The organism is Polaribacter sp. Hel1_33_78, from assembly GCF_900106075.1.
Classification (GTDB): Bacteria; Bacteroidota; Bacteroidia; order Flavobacteriales; family Flavobacteriaceae; genus Polaribacter.
On the sequence record NZ_LT629794.1, the window covers coordinates 2,205,934 to 2,222,082 of the forward strand.

A 16,149-nucleotide genomic window follows, 5' to 3' on the forward strand; every position below is an offset into this window, starting at 1 on the left:
TTGCCTACTTACGAAAGTCCTTGCGGACTTTCTTGGTCGGTAATTATTTACTAAATTAGTTACTTGAAACACGCAACAAACCATATACAAACACGTTGTACATAATGCAAAAAAAATCGATATGCTTAAGAAAATTTTGATAATTGTTGGAATAATAATAGCGATAATTATTATAATCGGTGCCATTGGGATAAACTACTTTAAGCCAGATGCAAATTTAGTTTTAAACTTCATAAAGGAAAATCCAAACAAGACAGCTATTAAATTAGTAAGAAATGATTCTTTAATTGCTGAGAGAAACCCGAATAAATTAATGCCTTTGGCAAGCACAGTAAAAATTATTTTGGCAATTGAATACGCATTGCAATCATCACAAGGAAAAATTAATCCGCAAGAAGAAGTTTCGATTGATGAACTCGCTAAATTTTATATCCCTAATACTGATGGTGGAGCGCATCCAAGTTGGCTGAAATCTGTGAAAAATAAAATCAATGATAACCAAATCACTATCAATGAAATTGCAAAAGGAATGATTCGTTATAGTTCAAATGCAAATACTGAGTGGTTAGGAAATACATTAGGCTTAAAAAATATAAACAATCGAATTGATAGCTTAGGAATTGAAAATCACACAGAGTTTTATAATATCGTTTCTGCATTATTTGTCGGAAAAGAAAAATTCCCAAAATCAAAAGGAAAAGAATTGCAGAGCAAATTAAAGAATTTGAGTATAGAAGATTATATAGAAACTACGAATCAAATTCATAAAAAACTTTTAACTGATTCTATATACAAAAAAACCATTGGAGATTTGGGAATGAATATACAACGAATTTGGTCTGACAATTTACCAAGCTCTACCGTCAAAGACTACTTTGGAATTATGAAAAAAATTAATTCTAAAACATATTTTGATACCGATGCTCAAAAATATTTAGACGAAGTTATGGAAGGACTTATGGAAAACCCTGCCAATAGAAAATGGCTTAAACACGCAGGAAAAAAAGGTGGTTCAACCGCTTTTGTCTTAACAGAAGCATTTTACGCAACAGACAAAAAAGGAAACACAACAGAGTTAGCTTACTTTTTCAATGATTTAGGCACTATAGAAAACACAAGATTACAAGGAAGTATGAATGATTTTGAACTAAAAATTTTAACTGATAAAAAGTTCAGAGATAAAATTAAAACGGAACTTAAAAATTAAAAAGCACTATGTACAACATCGTATAAAATTTATTGCTAGTTCTAGCTTTCTTACGAAAGACCTTGCGGACTTTCTACCTTGCCAGCGGCAGGCAGGTCTGTGATTTATTTGCTAAATTAGGTGCTTAAACCACGCAACAAATCATATACAAACACGTTGGCGTGCATAAATCCTTCCAATGAAAATTTAGTGTTTATCTAAAGTATTTATAGTTTCAATTCAATATTTGTGATCAAGTTTGCGGATTGAATTATGAAATCTGTCTCTTAAGATTTTGATTACCATTTGTACATTTTTGTCCCAAATCTTTTTAGTTCTATTCAAACTTTTTGAGCAAGTTTGCGGATTGAATTATGAAATCTGTCTCTTAATGCTTTGATTACCATTTGTACATTTTTGTCCCAAATCTTTTTAGTTCTATTCAAACTTTTTGAGCAAGTTTGCGGATTGAATTATGAAATCTATCTCTTAATGCTTTGATTACCATTTGTACATTTTTGTCCCAAATCTTTTTAGTTCTAATCAAACTTTTTAAGCAAGTTTGCGGATTGATGAAAATAAAAAATTACGACACGCCAACAGCGTGTAAAAAAAATTACTACTTTAGTGAAAAAAAAAGGCTATTGCTTTTTTGCTAGATTGTTTAAATATTCGAAAATTATCGCAGTCAAAACCGCAACTTTCCTTACACAATCACGTTACCACACATTTGGAACAACTTTTGTACATTATTTAAAGTTAAATCATTATATTTGAATTGTTATGTCAACAGATAGAAGAAAAATATTAAGCGCTAGATTTAGAACAGCTGGAGCATCTGGAAGAAAACTTCACGTTATGTCAAGAAAAGGACATTGGGTTGTTTTTAGAGAAGGCTCGGAAAAAATAATTTCTGAATTTAATACAAAGAGAAATGCCATACTGAATGGTAAAAAAATCCTTAGTTCAGAGCAAGCTAATGTTTTAGTAGTTCATAAAACTGACGGAACTGTTGAGAAACTTCAAACAGCCGAATAATATACATGGCATTTGAAGATAATATTTTCATAAATTGTCCATTTGACAAAGAATACAAACCTATCCTAAAAATTCTAGTATTTAGCTCTATTTACCTAGGCTATAAACCTTTATTATCAGAAACAATAAATTCTGCAGACTCTAGAGTCGAAGGTATTCAAGATTTAATTTCTCAAGCAAAATACAGCATTCACGATTTATCAAGAATGGAATCTACAAAAAAAAACGAGTTAGCTCGTTTCAATATGCCTTTCGAACTAGGTATTGATATCGGTTGTAAAAGATTCGGCAATACTGATATGAATGAAAAATGCTTACTTATTTTAGATAAAATAAAATATCGTTATCAAAAATCAATTTCAGATTTATCAGGTAATGATATTGAAATTCATAATGACGACCCTGAGACAGCTTTAAGGAAATTAAGAAATTGGATTTTTAAGATTAAAGGAACTAAAATTGATAGTGCAAACAAAATATGGAGGCTATACAATGAGTTTAATGGAGATTTCTTTGAGATAGCTAAATCTGATGAATTGAGTGAGGCAGATATAGCAGATATGCCTTGGGACGAACTTTGCCTCTACATTTCAGAATGGAAAGATGGAAGAGACAACTTCGAATAAAAACGTGTGGTAACACCGTGTATAAAAAATTGCTACATTTAGCTTAATCAAAGGTTGTTGCATTTTTGCCAACTTCTGAATTTCCTACGGAAATTCCTCGTTCACAAAATCGCAACTTTCCATACACAACCACGTTGTAGAGCATTAGAGAAAACATATGAAATACATATTTTTAGACACCAACATATTCTTACATTTTCAAGATTTTGAAAAAATTGACTGGCTATATGAATCATCTTCTAAAGCCTGCAAATTGGTTATTCCACCTGTCGTAATTGATGAATTAGACGAGAAAAAAATTGGCACCAACAAAATTGGAAATCGTGCGAGAAATATACTAAATCGATTTGAGCAACTTGCAGAGATGGAAGATTCTAAAATCAAAGAAAATATTGATTTTGAAATTCTTTTATTAAAACCAAGTCGAGAAATTTATGAAACAAATGATTTAAACTTTGACGAGAAAGACCATAGACTTATAGCGAGTATGATTCAATTCAGCGAAGTCTGTGATTTAGATAAAATACTATTATGTTCAAATGACATTGGCCCTAGATTAAGAGCTAAAATGTATGGTATTAAATCGTTAAAACTAGATTCTAAATACTTAATACCAAATCAAGTATCTGAAGAAGAAAAAAGAATTAAGAAACTCGAAAGAGAAAATCAAATATTAAAAACAAGAATTCCCAAATTAGATGTATTGTTTTTGGATGAAAATAAATTTCTAAAAATTAAAATTCCTCAAAAAGATTATTCAAACTTTGAAGACTTTAAATCTCAAAGATTAAAACAAATTAAGGTAGAAAACCCCTACATAGAATCTACCAGTCCTCAAGGTAATCTATTAGCTCAACTTAGTGCTTTAACTTCTTCTAGAATTGATGAATATAACAGTCAACTAGATCAATTCTATTCTGAATACGAAAATGCATTGGACAAAATTTTTGAATATGAAAAGAAAGAGTTGCTTTCATTCAATATTCAATTTATAATTAAAAATTCGGGAAATAGTCCTGCAGAAGATATTGATTTACATCTTCATTTTCCTGACGGCTTTGAATTAATTGAAAGTTCAGAAAAAGAAAAATACCCTTCATTACCAAAACCACCCTACAAACCAAAGAGTGCTTTTGATTTTGGACATTCAGCATTTCCAATGGCATCACCTTTTTACAATCAGATGACACCAAACACATCTTTGAATTTTAATTCACCAAGTATAAAAAAAACGAATAGTTATGACGTAGATTTTAGCAGAAAAAGATTAAAACATGGATATTCAGAACAGATGGAAGAATTAACAATCATCTTTGATTCTAATTCTAGCATTAATAATTTTCAAATAGACTTTGAATTGAGTTCGGGGAATGTACCTGATAAATTAGTAGGAAAATTAAATGTGCAGTTTGAAGAATAACGCTCTACAACACCGTATAAAATTAATTGCTGGTTTTAGCCAATTTACGAAAGTCCTCGCGGACTTTCTATCTGTGATTTATTTGCTAACTTTAGTGCTTAAAACACGCAACTAATCTTATACAAACACGTTGTGCCACATTAACCAAAAAACATGAAAAGATACTTAACATTTTTATTTTCAATTATTTCAATATTTATTTATTCTCAAAATAAACCAGATTTAGCTGACATAGTTGAAACAGGAAAGAATATTTCTAAAAATTCAAATCAAAATCAAATAACAAAAGAATGGTTCTCAAACATTGAAGTTGAATTCGGCATTAATAATGAAGTAAGGTATGATTATGCTTTATACGATAATAATGATAAGTTAATTTCAGGAAAAACAGCTGAATTGGACAATAAAACATCTTTTGGAATTTTATACAATATCAATTATCCTATTTTTAATAAACTAACGTTAGGAGCAGTAAGCGGATTTCAATATCAGTCACAATTAAAAATATCGACATTAAAAATAGGCGGAATTTTAAGATATCACTTTATAAATTATGAAAGTGTAAATATAAATTTAATGACTGCTTACAATATAGGAATTAGTGATAATATAGAAAGTGAAATGGGAAATGTGAGACTTGGTTTGCAATTTCCAATAAAAACAACTGATGATTTTATTCTAAATCTGAATATTTTTAGTGATTATAATTTTTATGGATATAATGAAAAAGTTTTTAATGAAATGAACGAAAGACCAAGCAATATAATATTTAGATCCTTCGGTTTCAGTTTAGGAATACAATTTTAATAATTAAAACGTGGCACAACACCGTATAAACTTTATTGCTGGCTTCTTGCCTACTTACGAAAGTCCTCGCGGACTTTCTTGGTCAGTAATTATTTAGTAACTTTACTACTAAACCAACGCAACAAAGCTTATACAACACGTTGTACCACATTAAAAAAAAAATGACTAAAAAAATTACAACATCAATCTTACTACTAACTTGTTTTACTTTATTTTCTCAAAAACCAAGGGCAAGAGATTTGGGAATACAATTTGATGGAATTACTGGGAAATATAATGCTATAACTGATGTCCAAGGAGTTGCTGTTGGACACTCTACAATAATTTCTGGAGAAGGAGAAAACAAATTAGGTAAAGGTCCCGTAAGAACTGGGGTGACGGCAGTATTTCCGAGCGGAAAGAAAAAAAGACCTTTATATGCAAATTGGTACAGTCTCAATGGAAACGGTGAGATGACAGGAACAACTTGGATAACCGAATCTGGTTTTCTTGAAACCCCGATAATGCTTACGAATTCATTCAGTGTTGGAACCGTAAGCGAAGCTACATTAAAATGGATGGTAAACAACTCATGGAGTGAAGATGATTGGTGGTGGACTTTTCCCGTAGTCGCGGAAACTTATGATGGATTTCTAAATGATATTTATGGATTTAAAGTGAAAGAAGAGCATGTTTTGGCGGCTATTAATAATACATCTCAAGGTTTTGTTGAAGAGGGTAATGTTGGAGGCGGAACAGGTATGATTTCATTTGGATTCAAAGCAGGTATTGGAACTTCTTCTAGAATTTTAAAATTCCCAAATAAAGATTACACAGTAGGAGTTCTTGTTCAATCAAATTTTGGAGACAAAAGTAGGTTTAGAATAGACGGTGTTCCAATAGGAAAAGAATTAAAAGACACTTTAGATTTAAAATTCAATGCACCTCCCAAATCAAGACGAAAAAATGGTGACGGCTCTATAATAGTAATTGTTGCTACAGATGCTCCATTACTACCATATCAACTTAAGAGAATAGTTCATCGAGTTCCAATTGGCATTGGTAAACTTGGAGGAATTGGCTCTAACGGTTCAGGTGATATTTTTATAGCTTTTTCTACTGCAAATAAAAACGCATACATTAGAAAAGGGAAAGCATCCGTGGAAACCTTATCAAACGATTGGATGAACGACATATTTGAAGCGACTATTCAAGCAGTTGAAGAAGCCGTAATAAACGCTATGGTCTCGGCTGAAACAATGGAGGGTATTAATGGAAATAAGGCATATGCATTACCTAAAAAGAAGTTAATCGAAATAATGAAAAAATATAATAGAATAAAGTAACGTGGTACAACACCGTATATAATTTATCGCTGGCTTTTTGCTCACTTACGAAAGTCCTCGCGGACTTTCTTGGTCGGTAATTATTTATTAAATTAGTTGCTTAAAACACGCAACAAATCATATACAACAACGTTCTCTGCCATTTCACGAACTACTCAAGTCTTCTAAATAAGTTAATGAATCCTCTAGTGGCTTTATAACCTTTCCATTCCCTAGATTTGAAAACAGTATCTAATTCAGTATGAAAAATATGATTTGTATAATTACTTATGGTTTTTATAGAAATTGCCAAAATTATACTTAACACGTGACTTTCAGTATAACCTGCATTTAAAAATACGTTTACATCTTCTTCTGTAGGTAAACCTCTTTTATTTACCATTATACTTGTAAACTCTGAGAGCTTGCTAAATTTTTCGTGTGGTATTTTCTGATTATTTCTTATCGCTTCAGTAACTTTAACGGGCACATTCGAGGCTGTATCAGCTAACAAGCTATGAGCACCCATACAATAAACACAATGATTTTCAGCACTAATTGTAAGAAAAACGACTTCTGCTTCTGCGGCTGTAAAGCCACTTTCTTGACGGAATAATTTGTAACCGTACATATACGAATCTAAAAGCGCTGGACTGTTCGCCATTGCCTTATACATATTTGGAATCATTCTGTTTTCCTTTTTAGTCTTTTGAAGTAATTCAAGTTGACGTGCATTACCGTCTTTCAATTCAATTAATGACAATTTTGTTTTAAACGTTTTCATAAGATTATGTTTTATTTATTCATAGTTTATTTTGTAAAGCTACTAACTTTTAGTTACTTTTACAATAGGTTTAATTAATGAAACCTTATTACCGTATGGAAACTGTTACTGAAAATCAAATAGTTGAAAGAATAAAAAAATTAAAAAATAAATTTCCTGACTTTACTATTGGAGCACCAACAAGTATTTGTCCTATTCGCGATGTATTATCAACAGCATCTGATAAATGGAGTATCTTAATCATTCTATTTTTAGGCTATTCTAAAGTTTTACGTTTTGGTGAACTTAAAAAATATGTATCGCAAATCTCATCTAAGGTATTGTCTGAAAGATTGAAGAAACTTGAGCGAGATGGTTATATTACTAAAAAGATATTTGCAGAAGTACCTATCAGGGTTGAATACCAACTTACATCATTGGGATATAGGTATTTAGAAAAGCTAATAGTACTTTCAGAATGGGTAACTGAAGAAATGGACACAATTGTAGAAAACAGAAAAAAATACGATAAGAAATAAAAACGGCAGAGAACACCGTATATAATTTATTGCTAGTTCTAGCCTACTTACGAAAGTCCTCGCGGACTTTATTGGTCGGTAATTATTTACTAAATTAGTTGCTTGAAACACCCAACAAACCATATACAACAACGTTAGGCAACATTTAAACCACCACGTAATCTGATGACTAAATCACTAATAATCCTTCTTCTTTTTAACTTTTTTATTTTTAAGTTGTCAGCTCAAATAAACTTAGAAGGGAAAATTTATTTTGAAAATGAACCAAAGAGCAATGTTGCTGTATATCTTAATAATACCACTACAGGAACAATTACAAATAAAAATGGAGAATTCAATTTAGAGGTATATAATGGAATTTATGAATTAATAATTTCACATATAGGATTTCAGACTATAAAATATAATTTTGATACTTCAACTTATACAAAACCACTCGAATTCTCATTATTAGAAGAAGAATCTCTATTAGATGAAGTTGTTATAAATGGTAAAGAAAATAATGAAGAATGGGAATATAATTTTTCCGTTTTCATTCGAGAATTTATTGGTACTAGTGAGTTTTCAAAATCTTGCACTATACAAAATCCAAAGGTTTTGTTTTTTGAATTTGATTCGCAAAATAATATTTTGACAGCGGAAGCGATTGAACCATTGCATATAAAAAATAAAGCTCTAGGTTATGATATTTTCTACGATTTGAAACACTTTTCAATAGAAAAAAAAATCACTAAATATTTAGGATATTCCTATTTTAAAGAATCAAAAGGCAGTAAAAATAAGCAGAATAAGTGGCGAAAAAACAGGTTAAAGGCTTATAATGGTTCACAAGTACACTTTTTCAAAAGTGTTTTAAAAAATTCATCAAAAGAAGAAGGTTTTGTAATAAATCAGTTTGTAAGAAAGAAAAATAAAGATAGACCTAGTCAAGAGGAATTATTAAAAGCTAGAAAGACATTATCTAAATCCAATGTCGCACTTAATTTTTCAAGAAAAATTGACATACCTAAAAATTCGATAGATTCAGCACTAGTTGTTTTAAAAAAAGCAAAACTTCCAAAATATATTGACTATTTATACAAGTCCGAAATAGCTTCTACAGAAATCATTCACGAAAAGAATAATGAAACTTATCTTCAATTTGATAATAATTTAAGAATTACATATCTAAGAGAAAAGGAAGAAAAGGGTTATATTTTAAGAAACTCATTAAGTAAACCTCGTAAAGCGTTTCCACAAGCATCGAATATAATTCCATTAGCAGAAAAATTTATAATTTACCCAAGTGGTATTTTGGCTAATCCATTAGATGTTTTGTATGAAGAATATTGGTCTTATGAAAAATTTGCACATTCTTTGCCTCTTGATTATGAACCGAATAATGAAAATTAAAAAAAACGTTGCCTAACACCGTGTAAAAAAAATTGCTGGTAAAAGCCTACTTACGAAAATCCTTGCAGATTTTCTTGGTTTGTGTTTTATTTACTAAATTCATTGCTTAAACCACGCAACTTTCCTTACACAAACACGTTGTACACAAGCAGATAAATGAAATACTCACTAGAAGGAAAAGAAACTGAGAGATTGAAATTCAGACTATTAAAATTGGAGGATTTTGATGATTGGATAAATTTATTCAAAGGAAAAAATGTAGCAAAATTCTTAGGAATGGACCCAAATCTTTCTGAAAAAGAAATGTGTGAAATATGGTTCGAGAAAACTTTTAACAGATACGAAAATAATTTAGGTGTAATGAATGTGTTAATAGATAAAAAGACAAATCTATTAATAGGTCAATGTGGTTTACTTATCCAATCTATTCAAAATGTTGAAAGATTGGAAATCGGATATTCTATTCTTCCTAAATATTGGTTCAAAGGGTATGCATCTGAATCTGCTATTAAATGTAAAAATTATGCATTTGAAAATAATCTATCTGACTCTTTAATCTCAATGATTCACGTTGAAAATATTGGTTCTGAAAAAGTTGCTTTAAAAAATGGAATGATTTTGGAGCAGAGAATAGACTCTTATGAAGGATCTCCTATGAACATATTTCGAATTGACAAGAAAAATTGGAAATAAAAAGCCAGTGTACAACACCGTGCATAATTTATTGCTGGTGGATTTTCCTTGCGGAAAATCCTCGGACGCTTCCAATGTTGGTTGTTTTTTTAGTATTTTAGTCTAGTAACATCGCAACAAAATCATGCACAAACACGTTGTGTGTAATTTAAGAAACGAAAGAACATAAATTAAAATTATAGATATGAAAACAAAATTGAATTTTAGAAAACTGATAACGAATACATTAATGGCGGCATTTGTTTTGACAGCAAGTTCTGAATTAATTGCTCAAGAAAAAAAAGCGGATGATTTAAAGAGCTTTAAAGTTGTCGTAGAAAAAACAGAAAACGGAATTAAAATGCAAAGTATTGAAGGAAGTGCTTGGGTTGATTTATCATTTAGTATTAATAATGACAAACCACAAGCAATTGACGAATATGGAATGACAGAATTGAACAAAATCTCTTCTGACAAAGATTCAAATCTTACGAATTTTTTATTTACAATAACTAAAACTGAAAACGGAATTGTTCTGAAAGGAATTGAAGGAACTGCTTGGACTGATTTAAGCTTTTCTCTTTTAGAAAACAGAAAACAAGCGATTGACCAATTTGGTATGACAAAACTGAACTAAAAAACTTCACACAACACCGTATAAAAATAATTGCGGTTTAGTACTTAACCAAAGGTAGTTGCATGTTTGTAACGCCTGAATTTCCTTCGGAAAATCCTCGCATACAAAACCGCAACTATCCTTATACAAGACCGTTGTACACAATTACTCTGAAAAAAAATGAAGACATGTCTTTGGTGCTTAAATACTGAAAATAAAGTTACTTTTTTAAAAAAAGCACACACAATTCCCAAATCTTTGGGTGGGCAAAATTTCAATAAAAATGTATGTGATGAATGCAATGAGTATTTTGGAAATAAACAAGATAAAAATTACTCAATAGAAGAAGCTTTGAAAGAAGCTTTTAATATTACTCGAAAACGAATGTTATTATCTTCTAAACCAAAAAAACAAGTTGGAAAATTTAAATCAAGATTTTTTGATATAACAGAAAAAAAAGGAAAATACAAGTTTGAATTTAAAACTTCCTTTAGGTTTAATAGTGAATTTCAAAAATCTTTATGCCGTTCTTTTAAAAGAGGTTTGTATAAACTATATTTTGAGGAATTAAACAGACAAAAAGGTATCGGATTTGAAACTGAATTTGATTTGATAAGAAAATTCGCGAGATATGATGAAAACGATTTACCTATATTTTACTTCCAAAGAAGTGTTGGAATTATTATGATATTAGACAAAGAAGCAGAAACTCCTACTCTTTTCTTCGAACGAATGAAATATTTATATTCAGATGAATATTTTGAAGAAATTGAATTTTTAGGACACGTTTTTGGCTTTCCAAAAAAGGAATTCAACCTTGAAAATTTTGAAAATTATCATACAAAATCAACAGAAATAAAGAAAGGTTTTTTTGTTGGAATTACAAAAATTGAAAAATTTACAAATATTGATATTACATTTAATATTATGAATAAATAAAAAACTGTGTACAACACCGTATATAATTTATTGCTAGTTCTAGCCTACTTACGAAAATCCTCGCGGATTTTCTATTCGGTTTTTATTTGCTAAATTATGTGCTTAAACACGCAACAAACCATATACAACAACGTTGTGCAACATTTACCAAAAAACCGAAAACAAATGAAAAAAAGCCTTATTATTCTTTTAACAATCGTAATTTTTTGCAGTTGCGAAAAAGAAACAAAAATCGACACAAATTACGTCATTGCCAAATTTCAAGAGAATGCAGAGAATATAAATTCATTGGAATATCGAATGCAGAGAATTGACACTTTTGCTCAAGATGGAACTGTATGGAATAATACTGGAATTGCTTTAATAGAAAAAGATAAAAACGATAAAGTTTTTGGTTTTTCTTTTTATGGCAAAAGAGACGATATTGACAAAGAATATATTTATGACGCTGGAAAAAGGTTTGAAATCTCGAAAACTAGTAAAACTTATGAGGTAGAACCTGGGAACTTTGGATTTATTGGAAGTCCTGGTGGACAAATGGTTCATCAAAATATTTTCAAACTTGACTCAATCTATAAAAATATAACTCTTTCAGAGACTCAAAATTCCTATTTACTTTCTTACGAATTTGAAAACGATACGGTTTACGATGTATCTAATAGATTAAAAGTTTATGAACTCAACAAAACAGACTTTTTCCCAATTCAAATTAAGCAAACATCAGAACGTCTCGGAAATAAATCAATTTCAATTGCAAAATTTAGCGATATAAAAATTAACGAAAACGTCACACTTACAATAAAGGAATCAAAACAGGAATTACAGAATTATACAATAATACAGCCAGAAAAAAGAAAGCCAAATAAATTACTTTCCAAAAAACTACCCTTAATGGAATTATCTGATTTGTTTGACAAGAATACAATTATAAAAGTTAATAACAATAAATTGACTTTGATTGACTTTTGGGAAGTTTGGTGTTCACCTTGTATTGCATCATTCCCGAAAGTAGAAAGTCTAAAAAACAAGTTTGAATCTGAATTAAATGTTTTCGGAATAGTTTCTGAAGACTACGAAAACGCAATCAAAATGGTCGAAAAGAAAGGTACAACTTTTCAAAATTTGATTGGAAATAATGAATTGGAAAAAGAATTTGGTGTCAATAGTTGGCCAAGATACTTTTTAGTAGATAAAAACGGAATTGTACAAAAAGAATATTTTGGATTTTCGGAACAAATCGAAAAGGATATTAAAGAATTTATAACCAAATAAAAACGTTGCACAACACCGTATATAATTTATTGCTGCCTTATTCCCTACTTGCGAAAGTCCTCGCGGACTTTCTTGGTCGGTAATTATTTACTAAATTAGTTGTTTAAAACACGCAACAAACCATACACAAACACGTTGGCAACAATTTGAACAACTCATCGCTAAAAAACAACAATTCGGAATTTTAAACTTTCTAAACCAAAACTATAATCTGAATTTTGAATCGCTAAACTCAATTAAAAACAAATGGAAGAAACGATAAAAACTTTGATTTATATCCACGCATTTTTTGGTGGACTTGGATTAGTGACAGGAATTGGAAGTATAATTGTGAAAAAAGGAAGTAAACCTCATAAAAAAATGGGAAAATTATTTTCAATCGGAATGATAATAAGTTCTCTAATCTCAATGCCAATTTCTTGGCTACCTAATCACGAAAATATATTTCTTTTTCTAATTGGATTATTCACTATTTATTTAGTTATTTCTGGAAATCAAATTTTGACTTTTAAATCAAAAAGCAAGAAACTTGCAAAACCGATTGATAAAATCATATCTGGAAGTATGTTAACGCTATCAATACTTATGATTTTATTTGGCACTTATGTTATGATTAAAGGAAATTCGACATATCTATTATTTGTTTTCTTTGGTGGCTTTGGACTTTCATTGACAATTAGAGATTTTATTTTTTATAAAAATGTTGAGAAAACAAAAAACGGATGGCTGTCTAATCATATCGGAAAAATGATTGGAGCATTTATTGCCTCAATTACCGCATTTATAGTTGCTGGATTAGGAATTGGAAATCTGATTGCTTGGACTTTACCATCAATTTTAGGAACAATTTATATTGTATATTGGAGAAGGAAATTAAAAACAAAAACTGTTGCCAACACCGTATAAAATTAATTGCTGGTTTTAGCCAATTTACGAAAGTCCTCGCGGACTTTCTATCTGTGATTTATTTGCTAAATTTAGTGCTTAAAACACGCAACTAATCTTATACAAACACGTTGTGTTTCATACACCAGCCACATATTTTAGCACTTTTGGTTTTTGCCAACGCTGAATTCCAACGCTTTAAAAAAAACCAAAAGAGCTAAAATTTCCCAACGCTCGAATTAGGTATTCCAATTAAAATTTGTAAATTTGTCAAAAAATGACAAGTCTTATGAAAACCACATTTGGAGAATACATCCGACTTTTACGAAACAATAACGATTTTACCTTGACTCAACTTGCAGCTAAATTGAATTTAGACTCTGCGAACTTGAGCAAAATCGAAAACGGAAAGCGAGATTTTGACGAAAAACGCTTGCCAAAACTTGCAAAAATCTTCAAACTTAATCTTACAGAGTTGAGAAATGAATATGTAACTGACCAAATTGGAAAACATATTTACGAAACAAATTGCACCAAACAACTCTTACAAGTTGCAGAAGAAAAAGCAGAATATCGCAGAACATTAAATAAATCACTTCAAACACAATAAAATATGAAAATAGTATCTTTTTTCGCAGGAGCTGGTGGACTTGATTTGGGATTCCAAAAAGCAGGTTTTAACGTTGTTTGGGCAAATGAATATGATAAAGAAATATGGGAGACTTATGAAAAAAATCATCCAAATACATTTCTTGACAAAAGAAGCATTGTAAATATTCCCGCAGATGAAGTTCCTGAATGTGATGGGATAATTGGTGGACCACCTTGCCAAAGTTGGAGTGAAGCTGGTTCAGCAAGAGGAATTAAAGACAAAAGAGGTCAGCTGTTTTACGACTTCATCCGAATATTAGAAGCTAAACAACCAAAATTCTTTTTAGCAGAAAACGTTAGTGGAATGCTAATTTCAAAACATACAGAAGCTTTAGAAGGAATAAAAGAACTTTTCAGAAACGCAGGAATTGGCTATGAACTTTCTTTTCAAATGCTAAACGCATCTGATTACAATGTTCCTCAAGACCGGAAAAGAGTGTTCTTTATTGGAATTAGAAAAGACTTGAATTTTAAATATCAATTTCCAACTGAAACATTCCCTAAAATCACAATTGAAAACGCTATTTCAGATTTAAAAAAGACAGTAATTCCTGCATTAGAATTTAATAATACGAATGGTAATGCTTGTAAAATACCAAATCACGAATATATGATTGGTGGGTTTTCAACTATGTTTATGTCAAGAAATAGAGTTAGAAGTTGGGATGAACAATCATTTACAATTCAAGCAGGTGGAAGACACGCTCCTATTCACCCTCAAGCTCCTAAAATGAAATTTATTGAACAAGATGTTCGAGTTTTCGTTCCTGGTAAAGAAAAATTATATCGAAGATTAAGTGTGCGTGAGTGTGCAAGAATTCAAACTTTCCCAAATGACTTTGTTTTTCATTATAAAAAAATAGCTGCTGGTTACAAAATGATTGGGAATGCAGTTCCCGTTAATTTAGCACATTTTTTAGCGAATAGTATCAAAAAACAAATCCAGAACGCAGAAAACAAACCAAAACAAGTTACCAAGAAAAAAATGGTACTAGAAAAAACATTTTCATAATTTATGGCTAGTCAAACAATTAATGGTAAAGCTTTTGAATTTGCTTTACTATTTGAATTTTACGAACGTTTGAAAACAATTACAAGCGTTTCAATTACAGAAAACCAACCTTATAAAACAGCCAAAGGCTTTTTTGATAGTTTCAGCGAAACAGAACAAGATACTTTTAGGATAACTGCAAGTGCTTCAATCAATTTTCTTATTGATATAGAACCTAGATTATCAAATGGTATTGACAAAGATGATATTTTGGTTTTGGAATTAGTAAGTGACAAAGCTGGACAGACTGGTGACGTTAGAGATGTTTTAATGATTCGCTCTCTACAAAAATGGGAAATTGGAATTTCTGCAAAAAATAATCATAGAGCTGTTAAACATTCAAGATTATCCAACAAAATCAATTTTGGAGAAAAATGGTTAGGTGTTTCTTGTTCAAAGAATTACTTTCAAGAAATCAATCCAATATTTGATATGCTTACAGATTTGAGAGCAAAAGATAAATCTACAAAATGGACTTCAATTGAAAATATGCACCAAGTTGTGTATTTACCAATATTAGATGCTTTTAGAAAAGAATTACTTCAATTAGACAAAGAAAATCCAAGTATTGTAGCAGAAAATTTGGTGCAATATTTAATAGGAAATCAAGACTTTTACAAAGTAATTAAAGGAAATAAAAAAGTTGAAATTCAGGCATATAATTTACACGGAACCTTGAATTTACCATTTAAAAAATTGAAACCAAAAGCGAAGATTCCTAAACTAAAATTGCCAACAAGATTAATCGAAATTGTTTATCAAGAAAACTCGACAACAACATTATTAGTTTCCTTGAACGAAGGTTGGCAAATATCTTTTAGAATTCATAACGCAAGTTCAAGAGTTGAGCCATCATTGAAATTTGACATTAATTTAGTGAGTGCACCACACACTTTATTTACGAATCACATATTTGTGAACGGATAAGCCAACGCAAAAAGCCATACACATTTGCAATTCGCTTCAGCCACCACACAAGCCAAAAATT

At 30.4% G+C, this 16,149-nt stretch carries 17 protein-coding genes; 16 read left to right on the forward strand and 1 reads right to left on the reverse strand.

Annotated features, from left to right (window positions below):
* Window positions 1–121 precede the first annotated feature (121 nt).
* From BLT88_RS09445 to BLT88_RS09470, 6 genes are all read left to right on the forward strand, one after another.
* Complete coding sequence (locus BLT88_RS09445) at window positions 122–1,207, forward strand: serine hydrolase (RefSeq protein WP_020081927.1); 1,086 nt, start codon at window positions 122–124, stop codon at window positions 1,205–1,207.
* A gap of 762 nt (window positions 1,208–1,969) precedes the next feature.
* Complete coding sequence (locus BLT88_RS09450) at window positions 1,970–2,224, forward strand: DUF2188 domain-containing protein (protein ID WP_091954391.1); 255 nt, start codon at window positions 1,970–1,972, stop codon at window positions 2,222–2,224.
* Between the two features lie 5 nt (window positions 2,225–2,229).
* Entirely contained in the window at window positions 2,230–2,850 is a 621-nt protein-coding gene (locus tag BLT88_RS09455) for a hypothetical protein (protein ID WP_091954393.1), read from the forward strand.
* A 157-nt stretch (window positions 2,851–3,007) separates the two neighbouring features.
* Complete coding sequence (locus BLT88_RS09460; protein WP_091954394.1) at window positions 3,008–4,270, forward strand: PIN domain-containing protein; 1,263 nt, start codon at window positions 3,008–3,010, stop codon at window positions 4,268–4,270.
* Window positions 4,271–4,423: 153 nt separating this feature from the next.
* Window positions 4,424–5,077, forward strand: a complete 654-nt coding sequence (locus BLT88_RS09465) for a hypothetical protein (RefSeq protein WP_091954396.1) — start codon at window positions 4,424–4,426, stop codon at window positions 5,075–5,077.
* Window positions 5,078–5,238: 161 nt separating this feature from the next.
* Complete coding sequence (locus BLT88_RS09470; RefSeq protein ID WP_091954397.1) at window positions 5,239–6,402, forward strand: P1 family peptidase; 1,164 nt, start codon at window positions 5,239–5,241, stop codon at window positions 6,400–6,402.
* Window positions 6,403–6,553: 151 nt separating this feature from the next.
* Here BLT88_RS09470 and BLT88_RS09475 read toward each other — a convergent pair whose 3' ends face one another.
* The gene (locus tag BLT88_RS09475) at window positions 6,554–7,165 is read right to left on the reverse strand and encodes a carboxymuconolactone decarboxylase family protein (protein ID WP_091954399.1); all 612 of its coding nucleotides are present in this window, start codon (window positions 7,163–7,165) and stop codon (window positions 6,554–6,556) included.
* Between the two features lie 95 nt (window positions 7,166–7,260).
* Here BLT88_RS09475 and BLT88_RS09480 point away from each other — a divergent pair, with 95 nt between their 5' ends.
* From BLT88_RS09480 to BLT88_RS09525, 10 genes are all read left to right on the forward strand, one after another.
* The gene (locus tag BLT88_RS09480; RefSeq protein ID WP_091955753.1) at window positions 7,261–7,683 is read left to right on the forward strand and encodes a helix-turn-helix domain-containing protein; all 423 of its coding nucleotides are present in this window, start codon (window positions 7,261–7,263) and stop codon (window positions 7,681–7,683) included.
* A 216-nt stretch (window positions 7,684–7,899) separates the two neighbouring features.
* Window positions 7,900–9,075 carry a carboxypeptidase-like regulatory domain-containing protein gene (locus tag BLT88_RS09485; protein WP_157691177.1) on the forward strand — a complete coding sequence of 392 codons (1,176 nt, stop codon included), beginning with the start codon at window positions 7,900–7,902 and terminating at the stop codon, window positions 9,073–9,075.
* Between the two features lie 156 nt (window positions 9,076–9,231).
* Window positions 9,232–9,768, forward strand: coding sequence for a GNAT family N-acetyltransferase (locus BLT88_RS09490; RefSeq protein ID WP_091954402.1), 537 nt, complete (start codon window positions 9,232–9,234; stop codon window positions 9,766–9,768).
* Window positions 9,769–9,952: 184 nt separating this feature from the next.
* Entirely contained in the window at window positions 9,953–10,384 is a 432-nt protein-coding gene (locus BLT88_RS09495; protein WP_091954403.1) for a hypothetical protein, read from the forward strand.
* A gap of 159 nt (window positions 10,385–10,543) precedes the next feature.
* The gene (locus tag BLT88_RS09500) at window positions 10,544–11,302 is read left to right on the forward strand and encodes an HNH endonuclease (RefSeq protein WP_091954405.1); all 759 of its coding nucleotides are present in this window, start codon (window positions 10,544–10,546) and stop codon (window positions 11,300–11,302) included.
* Window positions 11,303–11,467: 165 nt separating this feature from the next.
* Window positions 11,468–12,574 carry a redoxin domain-containing protein gene (locus tag BLT88_RS09505; protein ID WP_157691179.1) on the forward strand — a complete coding sequence of 369 codons (1,107 nt, stop codon included), beginning with the start codon at window positions 11,468–11,470 and terminating at the stop codon, window positions 12,572–12,574.
* Window positions 12,575–12,820: 246 nt separating this feature from the next.
* Complete coding sequence (locus BLT88_RS09510; protein ID WP_091954408.1) at window positions 12,821–13,480, forward strand: hypothetical protein; 660 nt, start codon at window positions 12,821–12,823, stop codon at window positions 13,478–13,480.
* A 268-nt stretch (window positions 13,481–13,748) separates the two neighbouring features.
* A complete protein-coding gene (locus tag BLT88_RS09515) occupies window positions 13,749–14,069 on the forward strand; it encodes a helix-turn-helix domain-containing protein (RefSeq protein WP_157691181.1) in 321 nt (106 codons plus the stop codon).
* A 3-nt stretch (window positions 14,070–14,072) separates the two neighbouring features.
* Window positions 14,073–15,122 (forward strand): DNA cytosine methyltransferase, encoded by a 1,050-nt coding sequence (locus BLT88_RS09520; RefSeq protein WP_091954411.1) that lies wholly within the window; start codon window positions 14,073–14,075, stop codon window positions 15,120–15,122.
* Window positions 15,123–15,125: 3 nt separating this feature from the next.
* Complete coding sequence (locus tag BLT88_RS09525) at window positions 15,126–16,088, forward strand: HaeIII family restriction endonuclease (protein WP_091954412.1); 963 nt, start codon at window positions 15,126–15,128, stop codon at window positions 16,086–16,088.
* Window positions 16,089–16,149 lie beyond the last annotated feature (61 nt).

Coding starts and splice junctions, on each gene's coding strand:
- BLT88_RS09500 (WP_091954405.1), top strand. CDS start 10,544: ATGAAGACATGTCTTTGGTGCTTAAATACTGAAAATAAAGTTACTTTT.
- BLT88_RS09465 (WP_091954396.1), top strand. CDS start 4,424: ATGAAAAGATACTTAACATTTTTATTTTCAATTATTTCAATATTTATT.
- BLT88_RS09495 (WP_091954403.1), top strand. CDS start 9,953: ATGAAAACAAAATTGAATTTTAGAAAACTGATAACGAATACATTAATG.
- BLT88_RS09455 (WP_091954393.1), top strand. CDS start 2,230: ATGGCATTTGAAGATAATATTTTCATAAATTGTCCATTTGACAAAGAA.
- BLT88_RS09490 (WP_091954402.1), top strand. CDS start 9,232: ATGAAATACTCACTAGAAGGAAAAGAAACTGAGAGATTGAAATTCAGA.
- BLT88_RS09520 (WP_091954411.1), top strand. CDS start 14,073: ATGAAAATAGTATCTTTTTTCGCAGGAGCTGGTGGACTTGATTTGGGA.
- BLT88_RS09505 (WP_157691179.1), top strand. CDS start 11,468: ATGAAAAAAAGCCTTATTATTCTTTTAACAATCGTAATTTTTTGCAGT.
- BLT88_RS09475 (WP_091954399.1), bottom strand. CDS start 7,165: ATGAAAACGTTTAAAACAAAATTGTCATTAATTGAATTGAAAGACGGT.
- BLT88_RS09450 (WP_091954391.1), top strand. CDS start 1,970: ATGTCAACAGATAGAAGAAAAATATTAAGCGCTAGATTTAGAACAGCT.
- BLT88_RS09510 (WP_091954408.1), top strand. CDS start 12,821: ATGGAAGAAACGATAAAAACTTTGATTTATATCCACGCATTTTTTGGT.
- BLT88_RS09525 (WP_091954412.1), top strand. CDS start 15,126: ATGGCTAGTCAAACAATTAATGGTAAAGCTTTTGAATTTGCTTTACTA.
- BLT88_RS09480 (WP_091955753.1), top strand. CDS start 7,261: ATGGAAACTGTTACTGAAAATCAAATAGTTGAAAGAATAAAAAAATTA.
- BLT88_RS09445 (WP_020081927.1), top strand. CDS start 122: ATGCTTAAGAAAATTTTGATAATTGTTGGAATAATAATAGCGATAATT.
- BLT88_RS09460 (WP_091954394.1), top strand. CDS start 3,008: ATGAAATACATATTTTTAGACACCAACATATTCTTACATTTTCAAGAT.
- BLT88_RS09470 (WP_091954397.1), top strand. CDS start 5,239: ATGACTAAAAAAATTACAACATCAATCTTACTACTAACTTGTTTTACT.
- BLT88_RS09515 (WP_157691181.1), top strand. CDS start 13,749: ATGAAAACCACATTTGGAGAATACATCCGACTTTTACGAAACAATAAC.